Annotated in this window: 16 protein-coding genes; 4 read left to right on the forward strand and 12 right to left on the reverse strand. The window is 35.9% G+C overall.

What is annotated here, in order from left to right:
* Positions 1-6: 6 nt before the first annotated feature.
* From BALOs_RS06190 to BALOs_RS06205, 4 genes are all read right to left on the reverse strand, one after another.
* Positions 7-2,283, reverse strand: a complete 2,277-nt coding sequence (locus BALOs_RS06190; RefSeq protein WP_120404624.1) for an adenylate/guanylate cyclase domain-containing protein — start codon at positions 2,281-2,283, stop codon at positions 7-9.
* Positions 2,284-2,294: 11 nt separating this feature from the next.
* Positions 2,295-3,866, reverse strand: coding sequence for a hypothetical protein (locus BALOs_RS06195; protein WP_120404625.1), 1,572 nt, complete (start codon positions 3,864-3,866; stop codon positions 2,295-2,297).
* Between the two features lie 132 nt (positions 3,867-3,998).
* Positions 3,999-5,378: a FecR domain-containing protein gene (locus tag BALOs_RS06200; RefSeq protein WP_120404626.1), complete on the reverse strand. Its 1,380-nt coding sequence runs from the start codon at positions 5,376-5,378 to the stop codon at positions 3,999-4,001.
* Positions 5,379-5,551: 173 nt separating this feature from the next.
* Positions 5,552-5,914, reverse strand: coding sequence for an ArsC/Spx/MgsR family protein (locus tag BALOs_RS06205; protein ID WP_114706282.1), 363 nt, complete (start codon positions 5,912-5,914; stop codon positions 5,552-5,554).
* 87 nt (positions 5,915-6,001) lie between these two features.
* Here BALOs_RS06205 and hemF point away from each other — a divergent pair, with 87 nt between their 5' ends.
* Positions 6,002-6,901, forward strand: coding sequence for an oxygen-dependent coproporphyrinogen oxidase (gene hemF, locus BALOs_RS06210; protein WP_120404627.1), 900 nt, complete (start codon positions 6,002-6,004; stop codon positions 6,899-6,901).
* On the opposite strand, the gene BALOs_RS06215 is transcribed toward hemF, so the two are convergent.
* Entirely contained in the window at positions 6,902-7,093 is a 192-nt protein-coding gene (locus tag BALOs_RS06215; RefSeq protein ID WP_120404628.1) for a hypothetical protein, read from the reverse strand.
* A 132-nt stretch (positions 7,094-7,225) separates the two neighbouring features.
* On the opposite strand from BALOs_RS06215, the gene BALOs_RS06220 reads away from it, so the two are divergent.
* Both BALOs_RS06220 and BALOs_RS06225 read left to right on the forward strand, forming a co-directional pair.
* Complete coding sequence (locus BALOs_RS06220) at positions 7,226-7,453, forward strand: hypothetical protein (RefSeq protein WP_114706280.1); 228 nt, start codon at positions 7,226-7,228, stop codon at positions 7,451-7,453.
* A gap of 99 nt (positions 7,454-7,552) precedes the next feature.
* Positions 7,553-8,185, forward strand: coding sequence for a hemolysin III family protein (locus tag BALOs_RS06225; protein ID WP_114706279.1), 633 nt, complete (start codon positions 7,553-7,555; stop codon positions 8,183-8,185).
* Positions 8,186-8,632: 447 nt separating this feature from the next.
* Here BALOs_RS06225 and BALOs_RS06230 read toward each other — a convergent pair whose 3' ends face one another.
* The 6 genes from BALOs_RS06230 to BALOs_RS06255 are packed head-to-tail and all read right to left on the reverse strand — an operon-like array spanning position 8,633 to position 14,363.
* On the reverse strand, positions 8,633-9,196 hold the full coding sequence (locus BALOs_RS06230; protein ID WP_114706278.1) for a NifU family protein: 564 nt from the start codon (positions 9,194-9,196) through the stop codon (positions 8,633-8,635).
* A 24-nt stretch (positions 9,197-9,220) separates the two neighbouring features.
* Positions 9,221-10,441 carry an aminotransferase class V-fold PLP-dependent enzyme gene (locus BALOs_RS06235; RefSeq protein ID WP_120404629.1) on the reverse strand — a complete coding sequence of 407 codons (1,221 nt, stop codon included), beginning with the start codon at positions 10,439-10,441 and terminating at the stop codon, positions 9,221-9,223.
* Positions 10,441-11,691, reverse strand: coding sequence for a Fe-S cluster assembly protein SufD (gene sufD, locus BALOs_RS06240; protein WP_114706276.1), 1,251 nt, complete (start codon positions 11,689-11,691; stop codon positions 10,441-10,443). The genes BALOs_RS06235 and sufD overlap by 1 nt, the downstream gene beginning before the upstream one ends.
* 28 nt (positions 11,692-11,719) lie before the next feature.
* Complete coding sequence (gene sufC / locus BALOs_RS06245; protein WP_114706275.1) at positions 11,720-12,478, reverse strand: Fe-S cluster assembly ATPase SufC; 759 nt, start codon at positions 12,476-12,478, stop codon at positions 11,720-11,722.
* A gap of 24 nt (positions 12,479-12,502) precedes the next feature.
* Entirely contained in the window at positions 12,503-13,936 is a 1,434-nt protein-coding gene (sufB, locus tag BALOs_RS06250) for a Fe-S cluster assembly protein SufB (protein WP_114706274.1), read from the reverse strand.
* Positions 13,929-14,363 carry an Rrf2 family transcriptional regulator gene (locus BALOs_RS06255; RefSeq protein ID WP_158536812.1) on the reverse strand — a complete coding sequence of 145 codons (435 nt, stop codon included), beginning with the start codon at positions 14,361-14,363 and terminating at the stop codon, positions 13,929-13,931. Before BALOs_RS06255 ends, sufB begins: the two co-directional genes overlap by 8 nt.
* 194 nt (positions 14,364-14,557) lie before the next feature.
* On the opposite strand from BALOs_RS06255, the gene BALOs_RS06260 reads away from it, so the two are divergent.
* The gene (locus tag BALOs_RS06260) at positions 14,558-15,421 is read left to right on the forward strand and encodes a rhomboid family intramembrane serine protease (protein ID WP_162929577.1); all 864 of its coding nucleotides are present in this window, start codon (positions 14,558-14,560) and stop codon (positions 15,419-15,421) included.
* Here BALOs_RS06260 and BALOs_RS06265 read toward each other — a convergent pair.
* Entirely contained in the window at positions 15,384-16,643 is a 1,260-nt protein-coding gene (locus BALOs_RS06265) for a pseudouridine synthase (RefSeq protein WP_120404631.1), read from the reverse strand. The genes BALOs_RS06260 and BALOs_RS06265 overlap by 38 nt on opposite strands.
* Between the last annotated feature and the right edge of the window lie 15 nt (positions 16,644-16,658).

The following is a 16,658-nucleotide window of genomic DNA, read 5'->3' on the forward strand; positions in this document are numbered from 1 at the left end:
CCTTTTTTATTTACTAGTTAATGTGAAAACCCCATCCCATTCTGGTGGCGGTGGAAGTTTCTTATAATCCTCACAACGCTTAATATAAATCTCACTAGGATTTGTCTTTACGCCTTTTAGATCAGGAAAACGCATATACTCTAATTCAAGAGTTACCTTGAATAATTCAATGGCCTCATCCCACTTTTGTGCTTTATATAATAAAATTGCAGCAGAGAATTTCTCTGATAGTTCTTTAAGGTAGTCAGGAGCAGTCTCTTTAAGCCCAAGGAGATCATATGTCGTTACAGGAATTGATTTTCCTACAACCTTAATTGTATCAAGTTCTCTCCATAGGAATTTATCACCGGCCATCTCAACTGTTTCTTTGGCAACTTGAGTAAAGATACCATACTGCTTTGCTGACTCTTCCAATCTCGCTGCAAGGTTTACAGAGTCTCCCATCATTGTGTAATTCATACGTGAAGCGGATCCCATATTTCCTGTCACAATATCACCAGAGTTAATACCAATTCTCATACGCATATCATGAACAATCTTTGGCCATTTATCTCCTTCAGAGACCCATTTCTTTCGAAGCTCTAGTAGCTTCTCTTGCATACGATGGGCCACCATACATGATCTTTGGGCATGATCAGGTAATTCCATTGGAGCACCAAAGAAAGCGATAATAGCATCTCCTTCATACTTATCGAGAGTTCCCTTTTCTTCTAAGAGAATATCAGTCATTGCTGTTAAGTATTCATTTAGTAATTCAACCAATTGAGTTGCGCTTAACTTTTCAGAAAAGCTTGAGAAGCCCTGAATATCTGTGAAGTAGGCGGTTCTAATTCCAGATGTACCACCAAGAGTCGGTGCGTGACCTGATTCATACATTTCATCGATTAACTCTGGAGAAATATAGTTCCCAAATGCATTCTTTAGAAAGGCCTTGTCTTGATTGGCCATGTAGAAATTTACTATGGTATTCCATCCATAGCACATTGTTAGCGCAAAGAAGCACCAAAATAATTTTGTCTCATATCCTTGTTCAACAAAGTAATAAGTATCTGCATAAAATAATACCGTTACGAGTACAACTAAGATGGCCAAGTCATAAATTGGATTTTCTTTTAATTGAACTAATAGAAGAATAATAACTGAAATAATAAGTAGCAGCCAAGATAGTTTAGCCGACTCTTTAAATGGTTTAAAATAATAACCATCAATAAGCATCTGAGCAAAGTTCATATGAACCATTACTCCTGGAAGCATTGGGTGAACTGGCGTATTTCTTAAATCGTGTGCACCATAAGCAGTTGCACCCACAAAGACGAGAGCATCTTCAAATAAGTTTTTTAGCTCCTCATCATTTGGATCCTTTGTGATAATGTCATAAATTGGAATACGCTTGTAGGTTTCTTCTCCACCTGTCCATCGTACCTTTGTTTCACCTTTGAGATTTAATTCAATATCGCCTTTCTTTGTTTTTAAAATGGGCTTCCCACCGGCGGTACTAAGATCAAGTTGGGTTTTAAAGATTTTATCCATTTTTGATGGATCATCGTATTCGTCAAATTCCCCAATCCAGTGCATATAGGCAGTTAGTCCATATGATGGAACATGAACTTCACCGTAAGGGAAGGCGAGTGCTTTATAATGTCTAATAACACCATCTGTATCTGCTGTTGCTTCAATAAAACCAAGTGAGGTTTCTGCATCAATAAGCTTTTGTAGAGGATAGACTGAGTCTGAGATAAATGTTGGATACATCTCATAATTTGCCCCTCCAACTTTTGTCGTTAGAGCAAAAATATAAAGATCATCTGGAATTGATGTGTAATGTTCAGTTCCTCCGACTTGTAGATTGTATGGAAGAATAACTCTATTATTTGGTACTTCTTGAAAATACTCGATAGCTGCAACGAGGTCATCATCTGGGTTTTGCCCATTACATGTCATTGAGTCTTCCGAGAAGAAAACATCAAATGCAACAATTTTTGCTCCATAACCACGTAACTTCTTAAGCATTTCGGCCCATTTTGCTCGAGGGATTGGCCATGAGTTTAATTTTTTAATCGAGTCGTCATCGATATCTGCTAGGATGATTTTTGGGTGTGGCTTTCTCTTATGCATTGTTTGAAGCATTCTAAAGTCATAGAAACGGTTTTCAAAAAATGATGCATATGAAGTTAGATCACGCCATTTTGCTTCATAGTCTTTACTGTAAAGTGAGAAGAACACACTGACACATGAAAAGATAATAATTATAAAAAGCCCAATATTCTTAACAATATTCTTCATAAAAACCTATTTTAGTAATCGTAATTTAATTCAAATGATGTTTGATGGGCCGTATAATTACTGGCATCTTCATCTGATATATTATTTGTGTAGAGGTATTCAACATTAAAAGATAGATTTCTATTAATGACTCGAATGAACTTTGTATTGAAACTAATGTTACTCTCAAGACCTCTTGCCGCATCTTGTGACACATCATCGTAACTTATAAGCATATCAGCAAGGCCAATATTTAAAGTTGTATTAGGAAATATTCCAGGATAGAGATAATCAAGTCTAAATAAGTGTGAGTTTGTACTAAGTGTCTCATTATTTTCGTAATCACTCATATCGTATTGGTAGAGAAGAATAAAGATACCGTAATTCTTTTTAATAATTTGATCGATTGAGAAAATTGTTGATGAACGGTTTAAGCTGTCGTTGTAGTAACTAAAACTTTGAGACTTAATAGAGATTGATGTATTGCCAATTTCAAAATGTGGTAGTTCTGTACCTAAGCTGAATTGATTTGATCGATAAGTATATTGTCTATCTTTTTCACTATTAATATCTCTGGCCTGATAATCATATGTGTAGTTTAGAAAAAAACGAGCAGGTTTCTTCTTATATTTATAGGCAAAAGAAAAGTCGACTTCTGGAGTGATATTATAACTATCATTTGAAAAAATAGCAGTATCATTTCGGTCTGAGTAAGTCGTACTTGTAAGTTCAAATCGAGGCGTTAGCGTATATCTTCTTTTAAAATTATAGGCCTTACTAATATTAAAGCGTGTTTGAGAATAGAATGAATCTTTATTTGTACCAGTTGAAGATGGAAGGTCATCAGATCTCGTCACGTTATTATCATAAGCAATCTTTTCACTTACACCTAGGTTTAGTCTTTGACTTGGTAGGGGAGCACCGTTAACAAGTTTATCTTCTTCTAAATAGAACTCTTTTCTTATATCCGAAATTCTCTTATCAATATCATCAGCAGTGGAGCTATTTGGAAGTATATTAATAGCACGGTAAAGATCTGGAAGGATGTATTTTTCAACAATTTCAGATGCTCTATTGGTACCTTTTGCAATATCTAAGTTTATAAGGGCAACTTGATAATAAGCAATTTGCTTCATCTCTATTGAAGTATCTTTATTCTTTAAAAGTAATTTGTAGTATTTCTTTGCTTGTGGAAGATCCTCTTTAAGCTGATTGATATATGCAATGTAATAGGTTGATTGTTCAACTTTGTACTTTATTTTTATCGAGTTTTTAAAGTTATTAATGGAATCATCAAGTTGATTAATTGCGTATTGGGCCTGCCCTAATTCATAATAGATTTCTTTAGCGTCATTCTTATTCTTTAATGCATCCTTAAAGTATTTTATGGCCAATTCAAAGTCTTGAAGTCTAGCGTGAGAGACTCCTAAAAGATAACTTCTTACTCCTAAGTATTTCTGATCTTGTCTTTTCTTGTATTGCTCTTCATTAAGCTTTTCTATTACATCTTCGTAATTAGCATTTTCAAATTCTTGATATATAGATTGTAGGCCTTGAGCAAATAGAGAGCAGCTCAATAGTGATAGAAGTAATAATTTCTTCAAAGTCATTCCTTTAACTTTAATTATAATTTTAGGTGCTTGCCAATTAATTTTACTGATAATTAGGGCAGTTGAACAGAGGGAATTTGGCCGCATTAGACTTAATGCGACCTATAGTTGATTTTTCTAGTTGGTTTATGGCTGCTTTTCTAAGATAACACGGATAACAGCGCGATTTGTTGAAGATAGTGGGTCCTTTGTCGTTTCAATCATATCGTCACGATCACTCATCGTATCTTCCATCATTTTATCTTCTTCTGTTGAAGCTGTCGTTCGATTTGGATCAGTAAGAGATATTGTTGTATCGTCCATCTTCATTGTATCGTCCATTTGCTCGTCCATGACATCGTATACATTAGTTACTTCTTTCATGTCTGAATTTGTTGTATCCATAGTAGATGTTGAAGCCGGTAGTCTCGTTAATGAATCATCTTCTTTTTCGATAAAATTACCGCTTTCATCAACTTCATAGTAGTCATTTGTGTACATACCTGTTTCTTTATCAAAACTCCCCATTTGAACAGGAACGATTACTTCATTTGTCATTGGGTCCATCGCTGCATTCTTTGGCGGTGGAATATAAAGTGCGTTCTCCGTATCAACATAGCCACCATCTTTTAAGGAGCCTTTAGGAGTATCTTGTGAAATTTGAATTTTCTTCTTTTTCTTTGCTTCACTAGCAGGGCCTCTAATGCTGCTGTCAACTTTTGCCATCTGATCAGCTACTTCTGTATTAGTTGAAGCACTAAAGCTCTTGCTATCAACTCCTGGAGGGATAATATTTCTTGCCATTGGCTTTGCTTTCTTATTCTTCTTATCCTTAGCATTTGTCATTTTTGAGCCATCGTTATTTTCAAGGGCCTTAAGTTGTTTTTTATTAATTTTAACTGGAGCAATTGGTTTTGAGTCGATTGCAGGCATAACTCCTGATAACTGACCTCTTTTAACCATTACGGAAGTAGGTGAAGAAACAACTTTTTCTAGGCGATCTTGTCTAAAGTCAGATACTTTAAACTTTGAAAGAGATCCCATTGCAACAGCACCTTCAAATGTAATAAGTGTTGTATTCTGGTTTTTCGAGTTGTAGTTAACTTGAAAGTCAGTTCCTCTTACACCCATGGCCGCTGTTTTCGTTTTAATAAAAAGCTTTGATTTCTTCTTATCTATTTGTAGATAGTTCTTAGAAACCTTTGATCTTAGTTGTCCGTTTACGAGATTAATAATTCCGGCCTTCTTTTTAGGAAATTGCTTAATTTCCATTTGTGAGTTGGCCCCAAGTGTTAGGTTTGATTTATCAATGAAGAGCAATTTAACAAAGCTTCGACTCTTTGTTGTAATACTGGCCCCTTCTGGAACCCAGTCTCCCTTCTTAAGTTTTTTCTTTGTCTGAGTAATAAAAACTTTCCCTCTTTTTTTCATAACCTTAGCAACACCTTTGTCACCGGCCGCATTGAGTATCGACAAGTTCAATACTAGTGCAATTTGAAAAATGATGAATTGTTTTAATAGCTTCATGACGTCGTCCCCAACAAATTAAACTCATTTATACTTATCGTAATTCAAAGTTATTTCTTAAGCTTAAATATACGTAAATATTGAGAAATAAAGGGACTTAGGGATTTCTTATATATTTGATATGACAAGAAACTGTGGCGGTGAGGGCCACCACAGTATGAGTTTTCAGCTATTTATATAATTGGATCAAAACTATGGGCATCCGGCCTACCAATGGCCGCTTTCTTATCATCATTGACAAGAATAGGGCGCTCTAAAAGTTTTGGATTTTCATGAACTAGTTTTGCCCATTCCATATCACTTAATTCTTTACCAGCAAGACCTAGGTCCTTAAATAGGGCCTCTTTTGTTCTGATTAGTCCATCAAGTGGTGCAAGTCCTGTGTACTTGATTAGATCAAGGAATTCTTTTTCCTCGACACCGTCTTTTAAGTATTCTTTCACGCGAAAGCCAACTCCTTCTTGGATTCCTTTTGACTCAAGATACTCAAGTCCTTTACGACTTTTAGAACAACGTGGGTTGTGGTAATAAAGCATTAATTCTACTCCTGATTAATTATCATTTTTATAAAATTTTGGTATGTTAAATTCAGTAATTTAAATAACCTATATAGGATTTTAGCTATGTCTTTCGATATTGAAAATATAAAAAACGAATTTGCCGCTCACGTTCAAGATTTACAAAATCAAATTAGTGAGGAACTTAAGAGAATCGATACAAAAATTAACTTGAATGAAGATATATGGGAACGCAAGGACTTCGCTGGAAACCCTGGAGGAGGCGGGATCACTCGTGCTTTTGAAGGTGAAATATTTGAAAATGCAGGAGTTAATACATCCCTTGTTTTTGGAGAAGTTGACCCAAAATTTGCTGCTAATATTGGCGGTGATAATAATCAAATGTGGGCAACAGGTATTTCTCTTATCATTCATCCAACAAACCCAAGAGTTCCAACAACTCATGCAAACTTCCGTATGATTCAAGCGGGCTCAAAAGTCTGGTTTGGCGGTGGAGCTGATCTAACTCCATTTTATCCTCATGAAGATGATTTTGAGTACTTTCACAAGGTTTGGAAAGATGCTTGTGAACCATATGGCCATTGGGATGAGTGGAAAGAAAAGTGTGATAATTACTTCGTTAATAAGCACCGTGCCGACGAGATGCGCGGAATTGGTGGCTTCTTTTATGATCACTTCTTTTCTGGCGATCCTGTAAAAGACTTGGCCATGTTTAAAGAGATTTCCTCAAATTTCATTAAGTCATACTTTCCAATCGTTGAAAAAAGAATGGATGAGGAATTTGATGATGAAGATGTAGACTTCCAATTACACCGTCGTGGACGATATGTTGAATTTAACTTACTTCATGATCGAGGAACTCACTTCGGTTTAAAATCTAATGGAAGAACAGACTCAATCCTAATTTCACTACCAAAAAGAGTGAAGTTTACTTATCGCTATGAGCCCAAAAAGCCGGAGCATAAGAAAATGATGGAGTATTACTTCCCTAAAGACTGGGCCTAGTTAGCTTGCTTGTTTATTGATTAATTCTTGAAGTAACTTATCTGTATCAATCTCAAGGCCATGTGTTTTGGCCAATGATTGAACTTCTTCAATTTTTTGCTCAAGCTTTGTAATTTCGCATAGTAGGCGGTAGCAATTGTTAATCATCATATCCTTGGCCCCTGTTAGATCTCTTAAATATAAGTTTGGCATATCAAACAATCGGCGTCTAGAGGAAAAAACTTAACTCTTTTCATTTTTTTGTATTTAACTAGTAATTTTAAATACTTCCATGTATGGTTCCAGCTGACTTTTACGTAAGCATAGCTTAATCACGAGGTACCAATGTCAAAAAAACTACAAGAGCTACTAGCTGATCTTGAGAACTTCTCACCAAAACAAATGAGAACTTTGAGAAATAATTTAAATAATCGACTACAAAGTTTCTCAAATGAATATAAAGAACCAAAAGAGCTTCAACCTTCGCATAAACTTTATGGGCTTGAAGAAGGTGAGTGCCGTGAGCTTCTTGGTGTTGTAAAAAAGAAACTGATTCAAGCAAAATTTAGTTAAATAGAAACCGTTCTAATCACTTGTTCAATGTTTGTAATATAAATGTAAAAGCTTTGCTAATCGCTTTAATTGAACATTGTATCCGCGTATGCTTTCTATATGGAAAAGCAAAAACCCATATTAAGAGGTTGGTCACACCAGGTAATGTTCTTTGTTTCCCTTGGTGCCTGTTCTCTACTTATCGCAAAGAGTGCAAATACAACTCAATATATATCGACGATTGTTTATTCAATTGGACTACTAATGATGCTTGGGGTGAGTGCTTTTTATCACCGCATTCATTGGGAGCCTCGTAAAAGAGACCTTTTAGGTCGACTTGATCATAGTGCTATCTACGTTATGATCGCTGGAACGTGTACACCGATTACATTGCTTGTATTAAACGGTGAATCTGGATCAACCCTTCTAATAAGTATTTGGACCGTTGCTGCAATTGGTATTTTAAAATCAATCTTCTTTCCAAATTTACCTGAAAAGGTAAGTGCTCTTATTTATCTCATTCCAGGTTATATGGTATTGCCTTATGTCTCAGAGCTTATGCCAAAGCTTGGCGTTTCAAATATTGTTCTCTTAATTACTGGTGGTGTGCTCTATACAATTGGAGCGTTATTCTATGGATTAAAAATGCCTGGCCGAAATGCTAAATGGTTTGGTTATCATGAGATCTTTCACCTCTTTGTTTGTGTGGCAGCTGTTCTACACTTCATCATCATTTATTCTATTGTTGGTTAATCTGACATCGTAAACGTCAGAATGTCAGGATTTGAAGATTTATATATTCTGTGAATTTAATAATATAGAGATAGAAAATGAGTGATAGCAATATCAATTCATAAAATCTTCTTGTTTGTTTTATTTAGGGCACCCATGTGGGTGTCCTTTTTTATTGGTGCCATGCTCTTTTTGTTTCGCATGTGCTAAGAGGGGTTGCTTATTTTAGCTGCGCTAAAATGTCGCTTTTATTGGTGCCATGCTTTTTTTATTTCTCATGTGCTAAGGGGGGGGGCTTATTTTAGCTGCGCTAAAATATCGCTTTTCCTTTGCGTAACCTTTCTCTTTGGCCCTGAGGCAACAAAGCCTGCATAAACGCAGGCTTGTTGAATTATTTTAATTTCTTTTACATGGGGGCCTAGCGCCGCGTCCTATTGATTGGCTTTGGCCAATCAATGCCGCGTGCGCTTACCAATCAGGAGCAATATAAACATCAATCTCTGGATTATATTCTGCTCTCAAAGTTGATTTAATTGCTTCAAGCGTTCCCGTTGTTGAAGATGGACATGTTCCACAAGCACCTTGGTATCTCACAAGTAGAATATTATCTTCATATGATACAGTTTGGATATCTCCACCATCTGCCTGAAGGTATTGACGTACAGTTCTATCAAGAACTTCTTCGATATCTTTAAGTTCTTTAGGAAGGTTTTCACGCCTTTCTTTTTCTGGGTCAAACTCTTCAAACTCTGGATTGTGATTTGGAAGATCATGCTTGATTGTTTCCACTACTTTTTCTTCGATATCTTCCCAGTCTTCATAATTAAATTTTGTAATCGTAATCACATTTTCAAAAAAATGGATTTGATCGATACCTCTAATTGTAAAGAGATTAATACCTAAGTTTACTTCTCCACACTCCATAGGAGTTCTAAAAGTAGAAGACCCATTCTTTTTTACGTCCATATTTAAAATGAACTTTAATGCATTTGGGTTTGGAGTTGGTTGAATATCAATATTTACTTCACTCATATAATTATCCTGTGTATTACTTCTTTAAAGAAAGTTTAATGCCTTATTTAATGCTTTGATAAAAATATCAATTTCTTCTTTTGTATTATACAACGAGAATGAGGCACGTGCAGTAGCGCTTACGTTGAACCTTTTCATTAAAGGCTGTGTGCAGTGATGGCCAGTCCTAATTGCTACACCTTGACGGTCAAGGAGAGTCCCCAGGTCATGTGGGTGAGCACCATCCACAACAAATGAAAGTACTGATGCCTTTTGCTTAGCAGTCCCAATTACTTGAACCTTTTCAATCTCATTTATTTTTTGAGTCGCATAATCAAGTAGTTCTTTCTCGTATTTCTTAATCACATTTAAGTCTGTATCAATTAAGAAATCAATAGCAGGCTTAAGGCCAATACCACCAGCAATATGTGGTGTTCCAGCTTCAAACTTGTGCGGTAAATCGTTATATGTTGTTTTTTCAATAGTTACGACATCAATCATATCGCCACCGCCTTGATAAGGAGGCATGCTTTCTAGTAGTTTCTCTTTTCCATATAGTACGCCAAAGCCTGTTGGCCCAAACATCTTATGAGAAGAAAATGCTAGAAAATCACAATTTAAGTCTTGAACATCGACTTTCTCGTGAGCAATTGACTGAGCAGCATCAACACAGAAATAGGCACCATGATCATGGGCCAAAGAAATATATTTCTTAATGTCATTAATTGTTCCAAGGCTATTTGAAATATGTGCCATTGAAACAAGTTTAACATTACCTTCTTTTAAAAGCTCGATATAGGCTTCTTCATCAATATCCCCGTCATCTGTAATAGGGATCTCTTTTACCTTTGCTTCAATCTTTTCTGCTTGAATCTGCCATGGAACAATATTTGAATGATGCTCCATTGTTGAGATTAAAATAACATCATCTTTTTTCACATAATGTGGAACAAAGGAAGCAGCCACTAGGTTTAAGCTATCTGTTGTACCTTTTGTAAAAATGATTTCACAACGAGACTCAGCATTTAAAAGATCTTGAATAGAGTCACGAGTTTGCTCATATTGAATTGTCCCATGCTCACTAAGGTAGTGGACGCCTCTGTGGATATTCGCAACATCATTAGTGTAATGATTATTTAAAGCTTCAATAACACTTATGTGCTTTAAAGTAGAGGCTGCGTTATCTAAGTAGATTAGAGGCCTATCATGAACTTTTCTTTCAAGTTGTGGAAATTGGTTTCTAATATTATCAATTTCTAATGCCATTATTTAGCCTCGCTTTGATCTAGGTGATCAAATGCCTCTTTCTCAAACGAATCAAATAGGATTTCACTTAAGAAGTCCTGTAGCTTTTGGTTTTCAATTTTCATTATTGCATCTGAGCAAAATGCATGAATAAGAAGCTTTTGAACGCGCTCTTTTGAAAGTCCACGTGACTGTAGATAGAAAGCTTCCTCATCACTCATTTGACCAACAGTTGCACCGTGGGCACATTTAACATCATCAGCGTAAACTTCAAGTTGTGGGCGTGTATCAACGTGGGCCTTCTTCGATAGAAGAAGATTTTTATTAAGTTGTTCAGAGTTAACTAATTGAGCATCTCGACAAACAAGTACTTTTCCTGTGAATACACCGCGGGCCTTGTCATCAAGTACACCCTTAAATAATTGTGAACTTTCAGTTTTTTCTTTTATATGTGAAATCAACGAGAAGTTATCAGTGTGCTGCTCACCATTGATGGCATAGAGTCCATCAACACTACAAGTAGCTCCAACATCATTCATACGAACACGAATCTCATTACGCGACTTCTTTGCACCTGTTGTAAAAGTAAATGAATTGAAGTTTGCATCTCTTGCAATATCTGCGTTTACACTTCCAGCATGAAAGGCATTTAAGCCTTCTCTTTGTACCTTGATATGAGAGATATTCGCACTATCTGCAATTTTGAAATTTGTAACAGAGCTAATATTATATGCTTTAGTTTCACTTCCAGTGAAGATCTCAACAAATTCAGCCTTTGAGAATTTATCCGCATTTACATGAATTCTTGGAAGAGAAAATTCTCCTTCAAAATCAGATAGGTGAACAATTGAAATAATATCATCAGCAACATAGTTTTTTGGAACTGTGATATTGATAACTTTTTCAACTGCTGAAGCGTTTAGCATTGCAAAGATATCTTGTTCGTCACAATTTGCATCTTCTGCTACAAGGTCGACTTCTTCTAAAGTGATTTCTTCAGGTAGAAATGAGTCTGCTTTTGAGTATTTACCATTTAGAAATACTGCTTGGTACTTACCAGCTACTTTTACGTTCTTTAACATCGCTTCTTGTGTTGTCACTTTGAAGTTTTCAGGGAGAACATCAGTAAGCTTTGTGTAAAGCCAATCTTCCATTTTCGTATGTGGAAGACCACGGGCCTTGAAATTATCAAAGGCCTCTTTATTTGATTGTGATTTAGTATAATTTCCTAAGTCACTTATATATTGATCTGTCAGTTCTTGGATATTCATAACGATACCTTTCGCTTTCTTATTAGTATTACTTAACTAGCCAGTCGTAACCTTTTTCTTCTAGCTCTAGTGCAAGTTCTTTTCCACCTGACTTAATAATTTTTCCACCACTAAGTACATGAACATAGTCAGGAACAATATAATCAAGAAGTCTTTGGTAGTGAGTTACAAGAACAATTCCATTATATTTTGATTTAATAGCATTAACACCTTTTGCAACAATCTTAAGTGCATCGATATCTAGGCCAGAATCTGTTTCATCTAGTAGTGCAAGTTTTGGATTAAGTACGGCCATTTGAAGAATTTCGTTCTTCTTTTTCTCTCCACCAGAAAAACCAGTGTTTACTGGGCGATCGAGGAATTCTTCTCTCATCTCTAGTAGTTCTAGCTTTGGTCTTAGAAATTCTCTAAATTCTTCTTTTTTCATTTCAGCAGCACCTTGTGCTTTTGAAACTTCATTAAATGACTCTAGTAAGAAATCAATATTTGAAACTCCAGGTACTTCAATAGGGTATTGAAAACCAAGAAAGATACCATTCTTTGCTCTTTCGTCTGGCTCTAATTCAAGAAGGTTTGTTTGTTTACCATTGATATTGTAATCAATTGTTCCATCAGTTACTTCAAATGATGGGTGACCAGCAATTACCTTTGATAGAGTACTTTTACCTGAACCATTTGGCCCCATAATAGCGTGTACTTCACCTGGTTTAACCTCAATAGAAATTCCTTTTAGGATTTCTTTTTCTTCAACTCTTGCGTGAACATCTTTAACTGTAAGTAAGCTCATATTTATCCTTTATATAATTTAAAATTATCCGATTGAATTTTCTAATTTCATCTCAATTAACTTTACTGCCTCAACAGAGAACTCAAGTGGAAGCTCTTTGAAAACTTCACTACAGAAACCGTTTACAACCATTGAGATACATTTCTCCATATCCATCCCACGTTGTTGTAGGTAGAAGAGTTGGTCTTCTGAGATCTTAGAAGTTGAAGCTTCGTGCTCTACTGTTGCGCTGTTATTTTTCACATCAATATATGGAAATGTATTAGCTGAACATTTATCACCAACTAGCATCGAATCACATTGTGAATAATTCTTTGCACCGACTGCAGAAGGCATAACCTTTACGAGTCCACGGTAGTTATTTTCTGATTGCTCAGCAGAGATACCTTTTGAGATAATAGTCGACTTTGTATTCTTACCAATGTGGATCATCTTTGTTCCAGTATCGGCTTGCATTTTGTTATTTGTCAGAGCTACAGAGTAGAAGGCGCCTTGTGAGTTATCACCGATAAGATTACAAGAAGGGTACTTCCAAGTAATTGCAGAACCTGCTTCTACTTGTGTCCAAGAAATCTTAGAGTTCTTTCCTAGGCAGTTACCACGCTTTGTAACGAAGTTGTAAATTCCACCTTTTCCTTGCTCATCTCCTGCATACCAGTTTTGAACAGTTGAGTACTTAATCTCAGCATCATCTAGTGCTATAAGTTCAACAATGGCCGCGTGTAATTGATTTTCATCTCGTTGAGGTGCTGTACAACCTTCAAGGTAGTTTACGTAACTTCCTTTATCAGCAACAACAAGTGTTCTCTCAAACTGACCAGTCTCTTTAGCGTTTATTCTAAAGTATGTCGATAAGTCCATTGGACAAGTTACACCCTCAGGTATGTAGACGAATGAACCATCAGAGAATACTGCTGCATTAAGTGCTGCATAGAAATTATCTGCTGGAGGAACTACTGTTCCTAAGTACTTTTTCACAAGCTCTGGATAGTCTTGTACAGCTTCTGAAATAGAGCAGAAGATAACACCAACTTTTTCAAGCTCTTCTTTGTAAGTTGTTCCAACTGAAACTGAGTCAAAGACAGCATCAACAGCTACACCTGAAATCCTCTTTTGTTCTGATAGGGGAATCCCTAACTTTTCAAAAGTTGCTAAAAGCTCAGGATCAAGGTCATCTAAGCTCTTTGGAGCGCTCTCTGTCGACTTTGGAGCTGCATAGTAATATAGGTCTTCAAAGTCGATCTCTGGAATTTCTAGCTTTGCCCAATTTGGCATTGGCATTTTCTTCCATAGACGAAATGCTTTAAGACGGTATTCTAGTAACCATTCTGGCTCTTTCTTTTTTGCCGAGATCATACGAACGATGTCTTCGTTTAATCCCTTTGGAAATTCTTGTGTTTCAATGTCTGTAAAAAAGCCATATTTATATTCTGACTTTGTTAACTGTGTATCACTCATGTGTGACCCCTGTTTTATTCATTAGTAACTCCTCAAGTGAAACCGAAATCAAATGGTGATTCACATGAGAGTTAATTTTTTCTATTGGTGAAATTAATTCGCAAGCTAAGTATTTGTCACATTTTCCTTTAAGAGCATCACATGCTGTCTCTTTAACCTTTCCTTCGATAATATTACTTACTTCAAAAAGATTAAGATTACTTAGGGGACGACTTAGAAAGTAGCCACCTTTGATACCTTTAATGGATGAGAGAATTCCCGAGTTATTTAACTTCTGCATGACCTTAGAGACTGGATCAAATGGCATATCGTATTTGTCACAAATTTCTCTGGCCGAAGTAAGATTTTCTTCGCACGTGTGTCCATACTCTTGCATATGCTTAAGAGCTGTAAGTGCGTATTGTGTTTTCTTACTTACTTTATACATACTCGTAGTTAAATACCCCTTAGGTATTCCCATTTTTTAATAATTTACGTTATGATTCATACTTAACGTAAAATAAGTCAAAAAACAACTTATTTAGGTCTATCTTATCAAAATTCTATGGTTAAACCTATCTCTTATTCGATATATTTTGTTGGTTGCTCGACTTTTATAGAGGCCTGTAGCAGAATATGTTCATGACAAATCAAGATAATGACGCAAACCAAGATAACGACCTAAAAAGACTTCACTATATTGGCTCTCTAAGAGATGAACAAATTGTAAGTGTAATAGAGAAACAATTATTAAATGAAGGTATTCATATAAGAAAAGAGTTCGAAAATGATTTCTTTCATCTCTTTGTCGTTGAGTTAAAAGATCTCTCTCAAGCACGTGAGGTTTATCGTGTCTATATTGGTGGAGCAAAGCCCATCGAAGTTAATAAAGACTGGCAATATGTACAAAGCCTAAGAATGGGACCAGCTACTATTATAATTCTCGCCTTGTGTGCAATTGTCTTCATATTTGGTTGGATTCTAAAGAATGAAAATCTCTATTATCTCTTCGCATTTTCAACTTCTAAGCTAGACCCGTATCATAATTTAAATGCAGGGGAGTATTGGCGAATCATTACTCCGGCCTTTATTCATTTTGGATTCATGCACGTATTCTTTAATCTCTTATGGTGGAAGGAATTAGGAAAGTTAATTGAATTCACAAAAGGAAGCTTCTTTCTCATTCTCCTTCTTTTATTTACTGGGATTATTTCTAATTTTCTCCAAGCTGCAATGAGCCCTGGATTCTTTGGAGGCCTCTCTGGAGTGGTATACGGTTTACTTGGGTTTCTTTGGCCTTATTCGCGATTAAATCCGAATTTCAAATTTAAGCTGCCAACGACAGATATCGTTTTGATGACCGGATGGCTCTTCCTCGGCTTTTTTGATGTCTTTAATTTTAAGATGGCCAATTGGGCCCATGGTGGTGGATTAGTAAGTGGAGCTATATTAGGAATTATCTTTGCTCTTATTGACCGTCAAAAAACTCAAACTGACCAAGTTTAAGTTCGCCAAGTTTGATATTTCCAATTGTGGTACGAATAAGCCTAAGTGTCGGAAAACCTACTGCCGCACACATTCGGCGTACTTGACGATTCTTTCCTTCTGAAATTCTCACTTCAATCCAGCTTGTTGGAATATTTTTTCGAAAGCGCACAGGTGGATCTCTTTGTTCTACTTTCACAAGATTTGATTCAATTTTTTTAACTTTTGCTGGCTTTGTCTTGTAATTATCTTTAATCACAACGCCCTTTTTAAGCTCTTCAATTGCTTCATTAGTAATATCACCATCAACTTGTACCAAATATGTTTTTTCAACTTTGCTCTTAGCATTTGCCATACGGTCTATATATTTTCCATCATTAGTTAAAATTAAAAGTCCTTCGCTATCTTTATCAAGTCGTCCAACAGGGTAGAGCTCTTTTGGAAGATTGTAATCAATAAGGCTTAGTTGATCTTTATGATCCTTTCCAAATTGGCAAAGGACGTTATAAGGCTTATTAAAAATAATATACTTAAATTCATCACTAATTTTTGTTCTAAAATTATCAAGATCAAACACGGGCCTAATTTCTAAATCAATCTTCTGATTTGAGAACTTATCAAAGAAGCTCAACTTATAAGCACATAGCCTTTGTCCATCTTGTTCTTTTGAATTTGAATAAATTGGATCACCAAAGATAGGATGACCAATAGACTTTGCATGAAGTCTTATTTGATGCTTTCTTCCTGTTAGAATCTGAAACTCAATAAGTGAGTAGTCGTTTTTAAAGTCCTTTACCCAATAATTTGTAATGGCCTTCTTTCCTCCAGAGGAAACAACCACCATCTTCTCTTTACGACCTTCTCTTTGGGCCTTAATAAAATTCTCTATTGTGCCTTCATCAGTTTTTGGCCTTCCACTGCAAATTGCAAGATACCTCTTATCAATCTTATCTGCTTGGTGAGAGCTAAATAGGTCTTGTAAATACTTATTTGCTTCTTTTGATTTTGCAAAGAGAAGAATACCTGCTGTTTCAACATCAAGCCTATGTACTAAGACGAGGTAAGGTGACTTTCCAACCTCTCTGAATTTGAGATAGCTTTTAAGGGCGTCTGTACAATTATCTCGCATTGGATCGAGAGTTTTGTGTACAGGCCAGCCGGCCTTTTTATTTAAGGCTATATAGTTATCATCTTCAAATATAATATCATTTTCAGATAATCGAATTTTAAGTCTTTTTTTCACGAAATCTATTGTATC

Source organism: Halobacteriovorax sp. BALOs_7, from assembly GCF_003612895.1.
GTDB classification, from domain to species: Bacteria; Bdellovibrionota; Bacteriovoracia; order Bacteriovoracales; family Bacteriovoracaceae; genus Halobacteriovorax_A; species Halobacteriovorax_A vibrionivorans.